Below are 15930 nucleotides of genomic sequence, written 5' to 3'. Positions count from 1 at the left end.
ATCTGGTGCGGCGCGACTGGCTGGATCAGCTCACTCGCCTCCAGGACGATCTGCCGGCCTTCCCTCACGCCATCGCCCTGGCCACCATCGAGGCGGAACTCGGCGCTCGGCCGATCAGCTCTTCCGGGAGTTCCCCGGCTATCCGGTGGCGGCCGCCAGCCTCGGCCAGGTCTACAAGGCCCAGCTGGATGACGGGCACTGGGTGGCCGTGAAGGTGCAGCGCCCCGACCTGGCCTTCATTCTGCGGCGTGACCTGGCGATCATCCGGCTGCTGGCGGTGACGTTCGGCCCGCTGCTGCCCCTCAACCTGGGCTTCGGTCTCGGCGAGATCATCGACGAATTCAAGCGTTCCCTGTTCGAGGAAATCGACTATCGCCGCGAAGCCGACAACGCCGAGCGCTTCGGCGCCNTGTTCGCCAGCCACCCGGAGGTGACGATTCCCCGGGTGGAGCGGCACCTCTCCAGCCAGCGGGTGCTCACCACCACCTGGATCCATGGCATCAAGCTCCAGCAGCGCCACGAACTCGAGGCGCACGGGCTCGACCCGGCCGCCCTGATCCGCACGGGAGTGATCGCCGGGCTCCAGCAACTGCTGGAGTTCGGCTATTTCCACGCCGACCCCCACCCCGGCAACCTCTTCGCCCTGCCCGGCCGAAGCGGATCCATGGGCCACCTGGCCTATGTCGACTTCGGGATGATGGATTCGATCAGCGATGCCGACAGGCTCACACTCACCGGAGCGGTGGTGCACCTGATCAACCGTGATTTCCGGGCCCTTGCCCAGGACTTCGTGACCCTCGGCTTTCTGAATCCGAAGACGGATCTGGAGCCGATCATTCCCGCCCTCGAAGAGGTGCTGGGAGGTGCGCTGGGCGAGAACGTGGGCAGCTTCAATTTCAAGGCGATCACCGATCGCTTCTCGGAACTGATGTATGACTATCCATTCCGGGTGCCGGCCCGCTTTGCGCTGATCATCCGGGCGGTGGTGAGCCAGGAAGGTCTGGCACTGAGGCTCGATCCAGGCTTCCGGATCGTGGCCGTGGCNTACCCCTATGTGGCGAGGCGGCTGCTCGCCGGCGACACGGCTGAAATGCGCAGCAAGCTGCTCGAGGTGCTGTTCGACCGCGCCGGTCGGCTGCGGGTCGAACGGCTGGAGAACCTACTGGCGGTCGTCGAAGGCGACGCCAGGGTTCCCAGCCTCCTGCCCGTGGCCGGCGCTGGCCTCAGGCTGCTGCTGGGGCCGGATGGGAGTGAGCTGCGCCAGCGACTGCTCCTCACCCTGGTGCAGGGAGATCATCTCCACACCGATGACCTGCGTGCCCTGACAGCCCTCCTGGGGCGAACCTTCAGCCCCCGTCGCCTGGCTGGAGGCCTGCTGCAGCGGCTCAATCCACTAGCCCCGCTCGCGGCAGCCTGATCGGCTCCTGTTGGGCCTGGGCCAGCCGTCCCCCGCAAGGCGACGTGGGGGAGCCGATCCGCGGCGCCGCTAGGGTCGCGGCAACCCNTGTGCCACCCCCGTGCCCGCCGCTCCGATCAATCTCAGTGACGCCGCCGCCGACCAGTACAGCGGCGCCTTCGGGGATCTGGATGCCAGCGAGATCCTGCTGGAATTTGCGCCGATCCTCCAGCCTCCCTATCTGGTGGCCGGGGCAGGCCTGGCCATCGGCGTGCTGTGCGGTCTCACCTTCGCCCGGCTGGTGCGGCTCCGGCTGGAAGCCTGGAAGGAGGACAGACTGCCGATGCTGCCCCTCGGCAACGGTCCCGCCACCCTCCCCTACATCGGGGTGGTGATCGGCATCACGCTGTTCATCGGCGGCAGCNTGCAGGTGTTCGGCTTCTCGGCCGGGGTCGCCCTGCTGGTCTCCTTCGTGCTGTCGATCGCCACGGCCGGGGCGCTGTGGGTCCAGCTGGAGCGGCTGATGGCCCAGGTGGAGGAAGGAAACTTCCGGGCCGTCGACTTCGACAACTTCGATCAGTTCTTCTGACTGACGTCAGACATCGTCACGACTGCACGATCGGCATAGCACTGCGGCGTCCACGGGGAACGACGGCACAGAACCGGCCCGCCGAGGAAACCATCATCGAGACAGGGGACAGCACGGCAACCGCGCTTGCAGCGTCCGGAACCCGGACTGGATGGAGATGCCCGGCAGGCCGGAGCACAATCCCCGGTCCCCGGGTGCNAGCGCTGGTACCAGGGAGCTCGGAGGCGGCGCTCAGGCCACCTGGTAGCCCTCCAGCATGGCCGACTTGGAACGGATGCTCTCGAGGGCCTTGCGCTCCAGGTTGCGGGTCTTGTCGCGACTCATCCCCAGCGCCTTGGCGATCGAGCTGAGGCTCATCGGCTCCGCGACACCGCCGCCGAGGTCGATGCCATAGCGCATCTTGAGCACCCGCCCCTGCAGCTCCGGCAGCTGCTCCAGCAGCGCCCTCAGGTCTCCCTTGAGACACTCCCCGTCCAACCGCTCCTCCGGCAGCTCTCCCTCCCCAGTCAGCAGATCCAGCAGTTCCGTGTCGTCCCCATCCCCCACCTTCGTCTCCAGGCTCACTGNCAACCGCGCACGGCACAGCAGATCCTTCACCTCCTCCTCCGGCAGCTCCACCGCCTCCGCCAGCTCGCCCAGCGTCGGCGTCCTCCCCNAGCAGCTGGCTCAGCTCCCGCTGGCCCTTCTTCAGCTTGTTCAGCGTCTCGGTGATGTGGATCGNCAGTCGGATCGTGCGGCTCTTCTCCGCAATCGCACGCGTGATCCCCTGCCGGATCCACCAGTACGCATACGTACTGAACTTGTAGCCCCGCGTCGGATCGAACTTCTCCACCCCCCGCACCAGCCCGATCGTCCCCTCCTGGATCAGATCCAGCAGCTCCATGTTCCGCTTGGTGTACTTCTTCGCCACGCTCACCACCAGCCGCAGGTTCGCCGCCACCATCCGCTCCTTCGCACGCCGGCCCGCCTGCAGACGACGCTTCAGCAACGGCGCGCTCAGCCCCGCCGCCGTCGCCAGCTCCACCTGGCTCGGCTTCCGCCCCAGCCGGCTCTCCAGCTCCAGCTCCAGCTCCTCGATCGCCACCAGCTCCTGCACCTGGCGACCCAGCGTGATCTCCTGCTCGTGCGTCAGCAGCGGTACACGGCCGATGTCGCGCAGATAGCTGCGCACCAGGTCGCCGCCACCGGCGACACCGGCACTCTCGGCTCCAGCCACCGTCAGGGAAGGCATGAGAGTGAGCGTTTACGAAACGTCTTTGTTTCGTAAACCTATCACCATTCGGCGTCGCTCCCCCAGCATGGGGAGATGTCCCGGGAACGGATCCAGAAACTGATCGCCGCCGCAGGCCGCTGCTCCCGTCGCGGCGCGGAGCAGCTGCTGCGGGAAGGGCGGGTGGAGATCAACGGCCGCATCGCCCAGCTCGGGGAGCGGGCTGATCCGCACGCCGACAGGATCACGGTGGATGGCCGCAGCCTCGACAGGCCGGCCGACCCCCTGCTGCTGCTGCTCAACAAGCCGGTGGGCGTGCTCTGCAGCTGCGCCGACCCCCATGGCCGTCCCACGGTGCTCGATCTGCTGCCCGCCGGGCTGAGTCAGGGTCAGGGCCTGCATCCGGTGGGCCGGCTTGATGCCGACAGCCGCGGCGCCCTGCTGCTCACCAATCAGGGGGATCTGACCCTGCGCCTCACCCATCCCCGTTACGGCCACCGCAAGACCTACCGGGTCTGGGTGAGCGGCCGCCCCTCGGCGGGCACCCTGCGGCAGTGGGCGGCGGGTGTGCCCCTGGACGGTCAGCCCAGCCAGCCGGTTCAGCTGCGGGTGCTGCAGCAGCAGCGGCAACGCTCCCTGCTGGAGCTCACGATGGCCGAAGGGCGCAACCGTCAGATCCGCCGCACCGCGGCGCTGCTGGGACATCCGGTGCTGGATCTGCAGCGGCTGGCCATCGGGCCGGTATCCCTGGGCGATCTGGCCGAGGGCTGCTGGCGCCCCCTCCATCACCAAGAATGGCAGGCACTGGCTGGCCAGCCCTGAGTCGTCCCGGAGCTTCCTTCAGCACCTCCCTGCTCCGCTTCTGGCGGCGACGGCGACCGGAACCCGGCTCCGCCGGTGCTGCCGGCAAGCTGGAGGATCCGCTGCTGGCGGCCGGACAGCAGCTGCGGGAACGTCGCGAGCAGCGGGGGCTCAGCCTGCGCCAGCTGGCCCTGGAGACCCGGATCAGCACCCCCGTGCTGGAAGCACTGGAGCGGGGCTGGCGCGACCGGCTCCCCGAAGCCACCTACCTGCGCTCGATGCTGCCCCTGCTCGAGGCCGAGCTGGAGATGCCGCCGGGCTGCCTCGCTGCCGCCCTGCCGGCGCAGCGGAGCCCGGGGAGTCACCAGCCCCAGCGGCGCTTCACCCCGGGGTCGATCGATGTGTTCACCACCTGGCAGGGGACGGTGCTCTACGCCGTGCTCACCCTGGGGCTGATCTACGCGCTCAACCTGGAACAGCAACGGCTGGCGGGCGAGGGCCGGCTGGCCCTGCGACCGATCCCACCGGTGCCTGCCGATGAACAGCAGAAACCGGAGTCAGCCGCCCAGAGCCTGCTGAGGGTGGTCCCGGGGCTGCGGCCCCTCGACCAGGCCGCCAGCGGCCAGGGGTTGAAGCTGCTGAGCCAGGGCCAGCGATCCGAAGCCTCAGGCCCGGGCCTGCTCGAGCTGGAGCTCCAGCAGAGCAGCCGCATCACCCTGAGCAGCAACGGGGCCGTGAGCACCGATCTGGCGGCCGCCAGCGGCCAGCTCAGGCTGCCGCTCACCCCACCCTTCCGGCTGCGGCTCGACCCCGCCCCCGGCCCCGGCAGCCGGGTGCTCTGGAACGGCCTGCCGCTTGCGGCCGTGGCCGGTCAGCCCGGGACCTTCACGGTGGCGGAGACACCCTCGCCACGACCAGCCGCCGCGGCCAGCTCCCCGTAGCCCTTCAGAGGCCCGTCCAGGGCAGCGATCGGCCGATCCAGACGCCAGGTCCAGTTCTGAGGTCCGGTCGTGCCCGGCGTGTTGAAGCGGGCCTCATCGCCGAGTTCCAGAAGATCCTGCAGCGGCACGATCACCAGCTCAGCGGGCGTGGCCAGCGCCAGTTCCAGCAGCTGCCAGCCCGGCGCGGTCACCGCTCCACCCACCGCGGCCTCCACCCGGGCACGGCTGTCGCCATCCAGCTGATGCCACCAGCCCAGGCTGGTGGCGTTGTCGTGGGTGCCGGTATAGACGACCCAGCGGCGGCCATGGATGTTGGCCGGCAGATAGGGATTCTCGGGGTTGCCGTCGAAGGCGAACTGGAGGATCTTCATGCCGCTGAGGCCGAATCGATCCCGGAGGGCCTCCACGGGAGGCGTGATCACACCGAGATCTTCGGCGATGAGGCGCAGCCGGCAGCTCTGCAGCTGGCCGGAGAAGCCGCAGCGCAGCCAGAGCAGCGCCAGCAGCAGCCAGCCGGGTGACGGCCGCCAGTGGCCATGTTCGGCGGTGTCATCGCTGCCGGGAACGCTCCAGTAGGCCTGAAGGGCGCGGAAATGATCAAGCCGCAGCAGGTCGAACAGTTCCAGCTGCCGCAGCAGCCGCAGCATCCACCAGCGAAAGCCGCTGCCCAGGTGCACCCCCCAGCGGTAGACGGGTGTGCCCCAGAGCTGGCCGGTCGCCGAGAAGTAGTCGGGTGGAACCCCGCTCTGCTGCAGCAGGCTGCCGCCGGGGCCGAGACTGAACAATCGCGGCCGCGCCCAGACATCGGCACTGTCATGGGCCACGTAGAAGGGCAGGTCCCCGATCAGCTGAACCCCCACGGCCCGGGCCCGCCGCTGCAGGGAGCTCCACTGGTTCTGCAGCTGCCACTGGATCAGCGCCTCGGCCTGGAGAGCCCCAGCCTGATCCTGATCAAGGCGGCGCATGGCCTGAGGCTGGCGCAGGGCCAGCTCCGGGGGCCACTGCCACCAGGGAGCCCCGCCCTGCAGCCTGCGCAGCACCATGAAGCGGCAGTGATCCTTCAGCCAGAACCGCTCGCTGCGGCACCAGCGGCGAAAGGCCCGCTGCCGGGTCGGCCCCTGGGCAGGCCAGGCGCGCTGCAACGCCGAGGCCAGGGCATCGGCGTTGCAGGGATGGGACAGCTCGTCCAGGTCGCTGGCGCTGATCCAGCCTTCACGCAGGAGTCGGTCGGCATCGAGCAGGGCGGGATTCAGGGCCGAGCCGCTGGGGGAGCTGTAGGGCGAGCCGGTGGCGTCGGTGGGGGCCAGGGGCAGAAGCTGCCAGGCCCGGATGCCATGACGACCGAGCAGGGTCACCCACTCATGGGCGGCCTCGCCGAACGTGCCTCTCTCACCGGGCCCGGGCAGTGCGGTGACATGCAGCAGCACCCCGGCGCGGGGCCCGGGAGCGTTCACGCCGCCGGCAGCCGGTAGCGGCTGATGATCGCCTTGGCGAAGGCCGGGATGTGGGCCTCGAGCTTTTCGGGGTGATGGCGCCGCAACCAGAGGGCGTTGCGCGTGAAGTGGGAGTCGATCGAGAAGCGGCCGTATTCCAGACCCTTCGGACCGAAGCGCTTCACCACGCAACCGATCAGCCGGGCCAGCCAGAGGGGCAGCTTCACGGCCTTGTCATAGGCCTCGATACCCTGCTGCACCGCCGCCCGCCTGTCGCCGCTGGAGCTCACGGGCGCCACATCCAGCTCCGGCTCCACCAGATCCAGCAGCACCTGCCCCCTGGGGTTTCGCACGGTGAGCCACTGGCGGCCGAACGTCGCCCCCATGTAGCCCACCACCAGGTCAGCGCCGGCGTTGGTGTAGTCGAAGCAGCTCAGACAGCTCGGCGCGAACACGTCCTTGAGCTTCGGGGTGTCGAGCCCGAAGAAGGGCACCGTCTCCTCGCGGCCGTCGCTGTGGCGGAAGTGGATGCGGAAGTCCTGCATGAACTCGTAGTGCACCACGGTGTGCGGAGAGCTCACGGTGCTCTCCAGGAAGGTCTGGAGCCCCTGGCGCGACACGTTGTCGACGCAGGGCAGGCCCAGCACGAACAGCTCGTCGAGCGGCAGGGTGGGCTGCACCGCGCGCAGGGCCTGGATCTGGCAGCCCACACCGATCGCCAGCAGGCGGCGGATGCCGCTGCCGGGCAGCTGCTCCAGCACCTCCAGGTTGGGCGAGAGGGTGGGCTTGTTCACCCGGGCGCTGAGCACCTCCTCCGGCGTGCGGGCCAGCCGCGGCACGGGCGTGAAGCGGTCGGTCTCGCTCTGGCCCACGCACAGCACCGCGTCCACCAGGCCAGTCTCGAGGGCACGCACACCGATGCGGCTGACGATGCCGGTCCACTGGGCGCCCTCGATCGGCCGGCGCAGTCGGGCCGTGAGCATGCGCTGCTGCACGCCGAAGTAGAGCTCGTCCTGGTTGTCGAGATCGCGACTGCGGCCGTGGGCCGCCGTTTCCATGGCCTCGAAGCGCTGCTCCAGGAAGGCGCAGCTGCTCTTCACGTAGGCCACCCAGCGGCTGTCGCACAGGCCGCACTGGCTGCAGAGATCCTTGGCCGGATACACGCTGCCCTTGGCCAGCGGCCGGGCCCGCTCATGGGGGGCCTGGGAGTGGGAGGTCGCAGTCACCGGACCGGGTGCATCCACAGAAGGGTTCAACCTATCGGTTGTCCACCCTCCGGGTGGGCGAGAGTGGGGCCCAGCCGCCCCGATCCAGCGCCAGCGATGGCTACCCGTTCCGCCGTCCCCCGCACCAGGTGGGTCATCGCGCTGCGCCTGGCCGCGGCAGGTCTCGGGGTCGCCGCGGGCGTCCTGCTGCTCAATCTGATCTGGCCCAGCGCGGATCGACGACAGGAGACCCGTGACCGACGCCAGCCGGCGGACCTGGCCAAGCCGCCGACCCGATCGATCACCGTTCTGGTGATCGGGATCGACAGCGACCGGCTCGGCGATGCGATGAACCGAGCCGCACCGCCGGGCCCCGCCAACGCCGATGCCCTGCTGCTGGTGCGGGTCAACCCCCACGCCCCGCTTCAGCTGCTCAGCGTTCCGGCCAACCTGGCGGTGCAACTGCCCGGGCAGCGACGCCCCCAGTCCCTCGGCAGCCTGTATCGCCTCGGCGGCCCTGCGCTCACGGCTGATGCGGTGCGCGAGCTGATCGGGCTCGCTCCCGGCGAGCCCGATCGCTTCGTGGTGCTCAGCCGCGGTGCCCTGCGCGACCTGGTGGATGGCCTGGGCTCCGTGGAGGCCAATCCGGCCCGGGTGATGCGCTACTCCGACAAGCGCCAGAACCTGCGCATCAATCTCCAGGCGGGCCTGCAACGGCTGCGCGGCCAGACGCTGGAGCACCTGGCCCGCTATCGCGACCCGCTCCGGCCCGACGAAAGCCGTCAGGAACAGCAGCGGGAGGTGACCCAGAGCCTGCTGCGGGAGCTGGCGATGCCCCACCAGATCGAACGACTACCCGGCCTGGCCCGAACCCTGCGCGCTCAGGTCAACACCAACCTCAGCGACTCGGAACTGCTGAGCCTGCTGGCGGCCGGCCTGAGCCAGGAGCAACCCAGCCAGTGGCGCCAGCTGCCCCTGGCGCCGCAGCGGCAGGGCATCAGCGGTCTGCGCGAGATCTCCAGCGGGGCGCCGGATCCCCTCTGGCCTGCGCTCCAGCCATCCGAGGCGTCGGCGGCGAGGGCCGAAGGCCCCAAACCACCATGATCCGGAGCGGCCCCGCTCAGCCCCGCCAGCGGAGCTGGAGAGCCGTCGCCAGAGCGGCAGCCTGGTCCTCGAGATCGGCCACGGCCGGCTGGTCGTCCGCCGTCAGCCAGCCCAGCCAGGGCAAGCCCTCCCGGCGGCGCCATTCCGCCTCCCAGGGCCCTCCCCACTGCACCAGACCCACCAGCGGCACCCCCTGTTGCCGGAGCAGGGCAGCGCTGGCCGCCGGCACGCCGCAAGAGGCCTGCACGGCCGTGACCAGCACGAGCGTCGCTGACGCCAGGCCCCGAGGGCTTCGGCCCAGTGTCCGCCCGCACTGAGGGTCTGGCCGGGATCGAGCGGCAGCGGCACCAGACCGGCCGGCAGATCGGCCAGCAGAGCAGAGGGGTCGGTGGCAACGGGCCAACCGGCCCAGGGCAGGCCCAGGGCCTCTGCCAGCCGCGGCCCCGCCTGGCGCTGCAGGGCCAGCACCTGATCAGCGGAGCCATGGGCCAGCAGCACCAGCTTGTCCGGACAGCAGCCACCGGCCGCGACGGGCGAGAGCTGAGAAAACGTCATGGTTGTTTGCACTCCCTGGACCGGCACGCTTCTACCATCGGGTTCCAGCCGACGCGTCCGCGCCCGCCGTGACCAGTTTTCTGACCGCCGATCGGCTGGCACAGGCGGGCAATCAGGCCACTCCAGACAACCGCCGTCTGCGGCTGTTCAGCGGCACATCCAACCCGGATCTCGCCCGGGAGATCGGCGCCTACCTGGGGGTGCCCGACGGCCCGCGCGTGATCAAACGCTTCGCCGACGGCGAGACCTACATCCAGATCCAGGAATCGATCCGCGGCTGTGACGTCTTCCTGGTGCAGCCCACCTGCGCTCCGGTGAACGATCACCTGATGGAGCTGCTGATCATGGTGGACGCCTGCAAGCGGGCCTCCGCTCGGCAGGTCACCGCGGTGATCCCCTATTACGGCTATGCCCGGGCGGACCGCAAGACGGCAGGCCGCGAATCGATCACCGCCAAGCTGGTGGCCAACCTGCTCACCAAGAGCGGCGTGGACCGGGTGCTGGCGATGGATCTGCACTCGTCACAGATCCAGGGGTACTTCGACATTCCCTGCGACCACATCTACGGATCTCCGGTGCTCGTCGACTACCTCAGCACCCGTGACCTCGGCGAGGTGGTGGTGGTGTCACCGGACGTGGGCGGGGTGGCCCGGGCGCGGGCCTTCGCCAAGCAGATGCACGACGCGCCGCTGGCGATCATCGACAAGCGCCGCGCCGCCCACAATGTGGCCGAGAGCCTCACCGTGATCGGTGACGTGGCCGGCAAAACGGCCGTGCTGATCGACGACATGATCGACACCGGCGGCACGATCTGCCAGGGGGCCAGACTGCTGCGCCGCCGGGGTGCCGCCCGGGTTCTGTGCTGTGCCACCCATGCGGTGTTCAGCGATCCGGCGATCGAGCGACTTTCCGAACCCGGCCTGTTCGAGGAGGTGGTGGTGACCAACTCGATCCCACTGGCCGAGCAGCGTCACTTCCCCCAGCTGCGGGTGCTGTCGGTGGCCAACATGCTGGGCGAGGCGATCTGGCGGATCCACGAGGAGAGCTCGGTGAGCTCGATGTTCCGCTGAGCGGGGTGCCGCACCAGCGACATCGCAACCCCATGGGCGGTCGAGTCCGGCTCAAGGCCCTGCTGCCTGTGGCGATCCAACTGCTCCTGGCCGCTCTGGTGGCGGCGGGCGAGGTGCCTGTTGCTGCCCAGCCGATGCGGCGCATCGGAGTGTGGCTCACCAACAGCCCCAGCCCGCTCTACTACGACCCGGCCCGGATCGAGCGCGCCGTGGCCGAGCTGGCCGACACCGGCTTCAACACCCTCTACCCCAATGTGTGGAGCCGCGGCACCACCTTCCACCGCAGCCGCTGGGCCCCCCTGGAACCGGCCCTGGCCAAAGCCAACCCCAACCTCGATCCGATCTGCCGGCTCACCAGGNCGGCCCACCGCCGCGGCCTCGAGGTCATCCCCTGGTTCGAATACGGGCTGATGGAACCCGCCGAGGCCGAGGTGGTGCGCCGCCATCCGGAGTGGGTGCTGCAGAACCGCCAGGGCAGCTCGGCCTACCCGATGCATGGCCGCACCATGGTTTGGCTCAACCCGGCCCATCCGGGGGTGCGTGAACGCTTCATCGGCCTGATCAGCGAGATCGTGCAACGCTGCGGCGTGGATGGAATCCAGCTCGACGACCATTTCGCCTGGCCGGTCGAGCTGGGCTATGACCCCACCACCCGCGACCTCTACCGCCAGACCACCGGGCGCGAACCTCCGACCGATCACACCGACCGCTTCTGGATGCGCTGGCGCCGCCAGCAGCTCACCGAGCTGCTGCGGGAACTGAGGGCGGCCCTGCGGCAGCTCGATGAGCAGGCAGCGTCGAAGGTCAGAGCCTCGGGCAAGCCGAAGCCCCACCCCACGCTGGTGAGCCTCTCACCCGGACCGTTCCGCTTCGCCTACAACACCTGGCTGCAGGACTGGGAGCTCTGGGTCGTGGGCGGCCTCGTGGACGACCTGATCGTGCAGAACTATGCCCACTCGGTGCGGGGCTTCGCGAAAGACCTCGATCAGCCCGCGCTGGTCAAGGCACACGGCTGGGGCCTGCCGGTGGAGATCGGCATCCTGGCGGGCTTCGGCGGGCGCACGACCCCCATGGCGATCGTGGCCGAGAAGGCCCGGCTGGCCGCCGCTCGCGGCCACGGCATCATCTATTTCTACTGGGAGGGTCTCTGGGGCATGCACGCCGGCCCGGAGGGCGGGGCGGTCCGCCGGGCGGCGTTTGGCCAGCTGCACCGGAGCCTCAGCGGCCTGCCGACCCCACCGCCGCCGCTGCGGCAGCGCTGAGCTGCTCCGGCCGCAGCGATCAGTCGCCGCCTCCCCCAAGGCACAGTCCCACCACCTCACGGCTGTTGGGTGAGAGGTCGGCTGCAGCCAGCTGCTCCAGGGCGGCTCGCATCGCCCCGGAGCGCGCCGGGCCGTAGCTGCGCCAGCGGCTGAACACCTTGGCCAGCCGGGAGGCGGTGATCGGGTTGCGACGATCGAGGTCGGCGATCTGCCCGGCGAGGAAGCGGTAGCCCGACCCGTCGGCGGCGTGGAACACCGGCGCGTTGCCGGCCAGCCCGCCCAGCACCGCCCGCACCGAATTGGGCGCCATCGGATCGTAGTGGGGGTGCTCCAGCAGCCGGGACACCCGCTCCAGCCCGCCGGCGAATGGGGCCGCCGCCTCCAGGGCGAACCAGGCATCGAGGATGACCGGCCTCTGCTGCCAGCGGGCATGGAACGCATCCATGGCCGCCTGGCGTTCGGGGATCGGCAGGCACTGCAGGGCCCGCAGGCCGGCGCGGGCCAGGGTCATGGAGGGGCCATCCACCGCCGCCCGTGCAGCGGCGATCACCCCAGCATCAGCGGCCGCCGCCCGCCAGCTCCAGATCAGAGCCGTGAGTCGGCGAGCGCCGCTGCCGCCGGGCCAGGTGTCCTGCCAGGCCTCGCGGCAGCGCTCCAGGGCCGAGGCCAGCGACTCGGCCAGGGCCTCGCCGAAACAGCGCTGCAGATCCATCAGGGCTTCGAACAGCGCTGGAGGTTCCGGTTCCTGACCGGCGGCCTCGGCGGCATCCTCCAGCTCCGCCAGGCCCGGCAGAGCCAGCAGCACACTGCGACTGGCTTCCGAGAGCGAGGGGTCGGCCAGGATCCGGCCGAAGGCGTCGATGAGCTCCTCCTCCGACTGAGCGTCGGGCTGCCCCGCGGCCCGTGCCAGCAGCGTGCGGCGCAGCAGCGCCTGGCCCGCATCCCAGCGGGCGAAGGGATCGTGATCAGCCGCCAGCAGGTGCACCAGTTCGGCGGCGGGACGCCCGAGATCCAGCTTCACCGGTGCCGAGAACTGCCGCAGCAGCGACAGGGCCGGTGGATGCTGACGACGTGGCAGCCCCACCAGGCGCAGGCTCTGCTCCTCCCGATCGATCACCAGCAGACGGGTTCCCGGGCTGGGGGCGGGCTCCCCCTCGAGCTGCAGCGGCAGCTCGGTGCCGGCCTGATCGATCAACCCCAGGGCGAGGGGAATCACCACGGGATGCTTCCGGTGCTGACCAGGAGTGGGGGGGGTGTGCTGGTGGATCTGCAGCTCCAGCACGCCGGCATCGCCATCCCAGTGACGCTGGATCTGCAGCACGGGTGTGCCGGCCTGGTGATACCAGCGGCGGAACTGATCGAAGTCGAAGGGTGGCGGGCCCCCGACCGCATCCTGCATGGCCTGCAGGAAGTCATCACAGGTGGCGGCGCAGCCGTCATGCCGCTGCACGTAGAGCGCCATGCCCCGCATGAACGTCTCCTCGCCCAGCACGGTATGGAGCATGCGGATCAGTTCGGCGCCCTTTTCATAGATCGTAGTGGTGTAAAAATTATCGATCGCCTGGTAGGAATCAGGCTGCACGGGATGCGCCGTAGGACCGGCATCCTCGCGAAACTGGGTATTGCGCAGCAGCGCCACATTTTCAATGCGATTGAGCGCCGCACCATGCAGATCCTCCGTGAAGCTCTGGTCACGAAACACCGTGAGGCCTTCTTTTCAGCGACAAACTGAAAAACCAGTCACGACAGGTGATGCGGTTGCCGGTCCAATTGTGGAAAAAATACTCATGCGCGATCACGCTCTCGATCCGCTCGAGCTCGGCATCTGTCGCCGTTTCAGCATCGGCGAGAACAAGCTTGGAGTTGAAGATATTGAGACTTTTTGTTTTCCATGGCGCCCATATTGAAATGGCGCACCGCAACGATGTTGTACTCATCAAGGTCGTATTCAAGCCCATAGCGCTGTTCATCCCAGGCCATGGCTCGTTTCAGGGAGGCCATCGCATGGGCGGTGTAGGGGGCATCGCCGGGCTCCACATGGATGCGGAGGGCCACCTCGCGGCCGCTGGCGGTGGTGAAGCGGTCGCGCACCTCCTCCAACCGACCCGCCACCAGGGCGAAGAGATAGGAGGGCTTGGGGAAGGGGTCGTCCCAGATCGCGTAATGCCGGGTCGGCGGCGTCACAGCGGCGGCGCCTGGTTCGGGTGGCAGCCCGCCGGTCTCGATGCAGTTGCCGTTGCAGAGGAGCACGGGGCAGGTCTCCAGATCCGCCTCGATCCGCACCCGGAAACGGCTGAGCAGGTCGGGACGGTCGGGATGGAAGGTGATGCGCCGGAAACCCTCGGCCTCGCACTGGCTGGTGAACAGCCCGCCGCTCACATAGAGCCCCTCGAGGGTGGAGTTGGTTTCCGGATGGATCCGGACCAGGGTCTCCAGCACGAAAGGCCGGCGGGGCGGCTGCGGGAGGAGCAGATGATCCGGTTTCAGCACAAAGGCTTCGGCGGGCAGTGGCTCGCCATCGAGCTTCAGCTCGAGCAACTCCAGGTCGAGCCCCCACAGCAGCAACGGACCAGAAGCCGCGACGGGATTGGGTTCCAGCTCGAGCCGGGACGCCACCATGGTGCCGTGGCTCCCCAGGCGGAAGCACAGCTCGGTGCGGGGGATCCGGTAGGGCGCCGGCGTGTAGTCGGCGAGATGCACGGTGGCCGCGGCAGGGGTGGCCATGGGGGCACGGTCAGGCTGATGTGGATCCTGCCCCAGCCGCCCCCCGCGCGGCCTTCACTTGCCCTTGCCCGTGCTCTTGGCAGCCGGTGCCTTGGCATCCGGAGTCTTGGCATCCGGAGTCTTGGCATCCGGCTGGCTCTTGAGCGCTTCCTGCACCCGCTTCACCACATCGGCCGGCACCTGGTTAGGGCACACCTCCACTGCACCGATCACCGCGGAATTGATCGAACCCCGACGCAGCTCCTCCAGGCTGAGAGGCTTGGGGCCCACCTGCACGATCGCACCGCCGTGCTGGCCCTGAATCACCTGGCGATGGTTTCCCCGGCGATGCCCACCGCCTTGTCAAACTCCACACCGGCAGCCCGGGCCAGGCAGACATTCACCGCAGCGATGCGGGTGTAGAGATTCATCTCGGCCTCGCTGGCGGGAGCGGCCTGGGCGGGCGCGGCCAGCACCAGAAGCGGCATCACCACCGGCAGCAGCAGGGCGAGGGAGTAGAGCAGCGGCCGGAAGGGATGGGGCAGCGAGGTCACAGACGCGAGCGACAACTCGCTCCATGCTGATGCATCAGGGCAGGGTGGCCCCGGCCTCCTCCACGCGGATCTCATGGTGGGTTTCGGCCAGCTCCAGAACTCCGTCTTTCCAGGAGTAGATCGAGCGAGCCCGGTAGCGGTCCTGGTCGACAAGCCGGATGTGCTCGAGGATGTCCCACTCCTGATAGTGCGACTCGAAGATCAGCTCATGTTCATCCACCTGGCGGATCTGGCTCTTGGTGGGGCTGCCGCAGAGGTAGCCGCGGCTGCGACGCAGCTGATGCCCGCACAGGTAGGCCTCCATGGTGCCGGTGGGCACGAAACGTGGATGTCGCTCGAAGAACTCGAAGTCGTTTTCGGGCCACCAGGTGAAGCGGTAGGCCGACTCCCCTTCCACCGGTTCGGAGAAGGCCTCGACCCGCAGCATCATGTCGACCCGGAGCGCCTCGCCATCGGCGAAGAAATAGAGCCGGCGCGAGCGCCACAACCCGAGGTTGCGTGCAAACCAGCGACGCAGGCTGCTGTCGAGCTGGATCCGGCTGGGAATCACACGGCTCACCAGGGACTGGGGCAGATGCTCTGGTGCAGCCAAGGCGGCCTCCCGCAGGCGGTGCCCCGCCCGTTGCAGCAACACCACCGTCATAGCCAGGACGGGCCGGATCGTCCGGAAGTCCATAGGGTGAGCGTGTGACCGCCTCCGTCGCTCCCACCCCGGCCCACCGCCCGCCCGCCAGCCCCTGAAGCTGCTGCTGGTGGCAGCCCCACAGCATCTGGCCGGCAGCGATCTGCGAGGACTGCTGCAGTTTCTCAACAGCGAGGACTGCGGCTTCGATGTGAGTCTGGAGGTGGCCGATCCTGCCCGCCAGCCGGAGTTGCTCGAACTGCATCGGCTGGTGGCCACACCGGCTCTGGTCAAGCTCGATCCGCCGCCTCGCCAGGTGATCGCCGGCAGCTCGATCAGCCAGAAGCTGCGCAGCTGGCTGCCCCGCTGGCAGCAGATGGAGGTGGTCACCAGTCTGGGGCTGAGCCTGCGGCCCGCCGAGACCGATGGCAGCCGCACCGACGGGAACTGCAGCTCGAGGACCAGCTGCTGGTGCTGCGCCAGGA

Annotated in this window: 12 protein-coding genes and 4 pseudogenes; 8 read left to right on the top strand and 8 right to left on the bottom strand. The window is 69.1% G+C overall.

Annotated features, from left to right (window positions below):
- Both SYNGFB01_RS06990 and SYNGFB01_RS06985 read left to right on the top strand, forming a co-directional pair.
- Nucleotides 1-1417, top strand: a pseudogene (locus SYNGFB01_RS06990) (ABC1 kinase family protein); the annotation flags it as partial.
- Between the two features lie 100 nt (nucleotides 1418-1517).
- Nucleotides 1518-1985, top strand: coding sequence for a hypothetical protein (locus SYNGFB01_RS06985; protein ID WP_048017484.1), 468 nt, complete (start codon nucleotides 1518-1520; stop codon nucleotides 1983-1985).
- A 231-nt stretch (nucleotides 1986-2216) separates the two neighbouring features.
- On the opposite strand, the pseudogene SYNGFB01_RS06980 reads toward SYNGFB01_RS06985, so the two are convergent.
- A pseudogene (locus SYNGFB01_RS06980) lies at nucleotides 2217-3216 on the bottom strand (RpoD/SigA family RNA polymerase sigma factor).
- A 75-nt stretch (nucleotides 3217-3291) separates the two neighbouring features.
- Between SYNGFB01_RS06980 and SYNGFB01_RS06975 the strand changes: the two are divergent.
- Both SYNGFB01_RS06975 and SYNGFB01_RS06970 read left to right on the top strand, forming a co-directional pair.
- A complete protein-coding gene (locus SYNGFB01_RS06975; protein WP_048017483.1) occupies nucleotides 3292-4017 on the top strand; it encodes a pseudouridine synthase in 726 nt (241 codons plus the stop codon).
- On the top strand, nucleotides 3990-4937 hold the full coding sequence (locus SYNGFB01_RS06970; RefSeq protein WP_082325918.1) for a RodZ family helix-turn-helix domain-containing protein: 948 nt from the start codon (nucleotides 3990-3992) through the stop codon (nucleotides 4935-4937). Before SYNGFB01_RS06975 ends, SYNGFB01_RS06970 begins: the two co-directional genes overlap by 28 nt.
- Here the strand turns inward: SYNGFB01_RS06970 and malQ are convergent.
- Together malQ and SYNGFB01_RS06960 are read right to left on the bottom strand one after the other, a co-directional pair.
- On the bottom strand, nucleotides 4868-6391 hold the full coding sequence (malQ, locus tag SYNGFB01_RS06965; protein ID WP_235299978.1) for a 4-alpha-glucanotransferase: 1524 nt from the start codon (nucleotides 6389-6391) through the stop codon (nucleotides 4868-4870). The genes SYNGFB01_RS06970 and malQ overlap by 70 nt on opposite strands.
- Nucleotides 6388-7596 carry a Coenzyme F420 hydrogenase/dehydrogenase, beta subunit C-terminal domain gene (locus SYNGFB01_RS06960; RefSeq protein WP_048017482.1) on the bottom strand — a complete coding sequence of 403 codons (1209 nt, stop codon included), beginning with the start codon at nucleotides 7594-7596 and terminating at the stop codon, nucleotides 6388-6390. The genes malQ and SYNGFB01_RS06960 overlap by 4 nt, the downstream gene beginning before the upstream one ends.
- Before the next feature lie 96 nt (nucleotides 7597-7692).
- On the opposite strand from SYNGFB01_RS06960, the gene SYNGFB01_RS06955 reads away from it, so the two are divergent.
- Nucleotides 7693-8679, top strand: a complete 987-nt coding sequence (locus tag SYNGFB01_RS06955; protein WP_048017481.1) for an LCP family protein — start codon at nucleotides 7693-7695, stop codon at nucleotides 8677-8679.
- Nucleotides 8680-8695: 16 nt separating this feature from the next.
- Here the strand turns inward: SYNGFB01_RS06955 and SYNGFB01_RS12490 are convergent, their stop codons facing one another.
- Nucleotides 8696-8941 (bottom strand): hypothetical protein, encoded by a 246-nt coding sequence (locus SYNGFB01_RS12490; protein ID WP_053068375.1) that lies wholly within the window; start codon nucleotides 8939-8941, stop codon nucleotides 8696-8698.
- A 361-nt stretch (nucleotides 8942-9302) separates the two neighbouring features.
- Between SYNGFB01_RS12490 and SYNGFB01_RS06945 the strand changes: the two genes are divergently transcribed.
- Entirely contained in the window at nucleotides 9303-10304 is a 1002-nt protein-coding gene (locus tag SYNGFB01_RS06945) for a ribose-phosphate pyrophosphokinase (protein WP_048017480.1), read from the top strand.
- Nucleotides 10305-10336: 32 nt separating this feature from the next.
- Nucleotides 10337-11566, top strand: a complete 1230-nt coding sequence (locus SYNGFB01_RS06940) for a glycoside hydrolase family 10 protein (protein ID WP_048017479.1) — start codon at nucleotides 10337-10339, stop codon at nucleotides 11564-11566.
- 19 nt (nucleotides 11567-11585) lie between these two features.
- Here the strand turns inward: SYNGFB01_RS06940 and pepN are convergent.
- From pepN to SYNGFB01_RS06925, 4 genes and pseudogenes are all read right to left on the bottom strand, one after another.
- Nucleotides 11586-14290: pseudogene (gene pepN / locus SYNGFB01_RS06935) on the bottom strand (aminopeptidase N).
- A gap of 54 nt (nucleotides 14291-14344) precedes the next feature.
- Nucleotides 14345-14596, bottom strand: a complete 252-nt coding sequence (locus tag SYNGFB01_RS15380; protein WP_235299977.1) for a hypothetical protein — start codon at nucleotides 14594-14596, stop codon at nucleotides 14345-14347.
- The gene (locus SYNGFB01_RS15375; RefSeq protein ID WP_235299976.1) at nucleotides 14593-14838 is read right to left on the bottom strand and encodes a hypothetical protein; all 246 of its coding nucleotides are present in this window, start codon (nucleotides 14836-14838) and stop codon (nucleotides 14593-14595) included. The genes SYNGFB01_RS15380 and SYNGFB01_RS15375 overlap by 4 nt, the downstream gene beginning before the upstream one ends.
- Before the next feature lie 19 nt (nucleotides 14839-14857).
- Nucleotides 14858-15397 carry a hypothetical protein gene (locus tag SYNGFB01_RS06925; RefSeq protein WP_048017485.1) on the bottom strand — a complete coding sequence of 180 codons (540 nt, stop codon included), beginning with the start codon at nucleotides 15395-15397 and terminating at the stop codon, nucleotides 14858-14860.
- A 163-nt stretch (nucleotides 15398-15560) separates the two neighbouring features.
- Between SYNGFB01_RS06925 and SYNGFB01_RS06920 the strand changes: the two are divergent.
- Nucleotides 15561-15930, top strand: a pseudogene (locus SYNGFB01_RS06920) (circadian clock KaiB family protein); the annotation flags it as partial.

This window comes from Synechococcus sp. GFB01, assembly GCF_001039265.1.
In the GTDB taxonomy this organism is placed as follows: Bacteria; Cyanobacteriota; Cyanobacteriia; order PCC-6307; family Cyanobiaceae; genus NIES-981.
The sequence above is the reverse complement of the archived record's forward strand: the minus strand, read 5'-3'. Positions and strand labels throughout refer to the sequence as shown.

Excerpts from the sequence above, each read along its gene's own strand:
- SYNGFB01_RS06975 (WP_048017483.1), top strand. The coding sequence starts at position 3,292 with ATGTCCCGGGAACGGATCCAGAAACTGATCGCCGCCGCAGGCCGCTGC.
- SYNGFB01_RS06970 (WP_082325918.1), top strand. The coding sequence starts at position 3,990 with ATGGCAGGCACTGGCTGGCCAGCCCTGAGTCGTCCCGGAGCTTCCTTC.
- SYNGFB01_RS06955 (WP_048017481.1), top strand. The coding sequence starts at position 7,693 with ATGGCTACCCGTTCCGCCGTCCCCCGCACCAGGTGGGTCATCGCGCTG.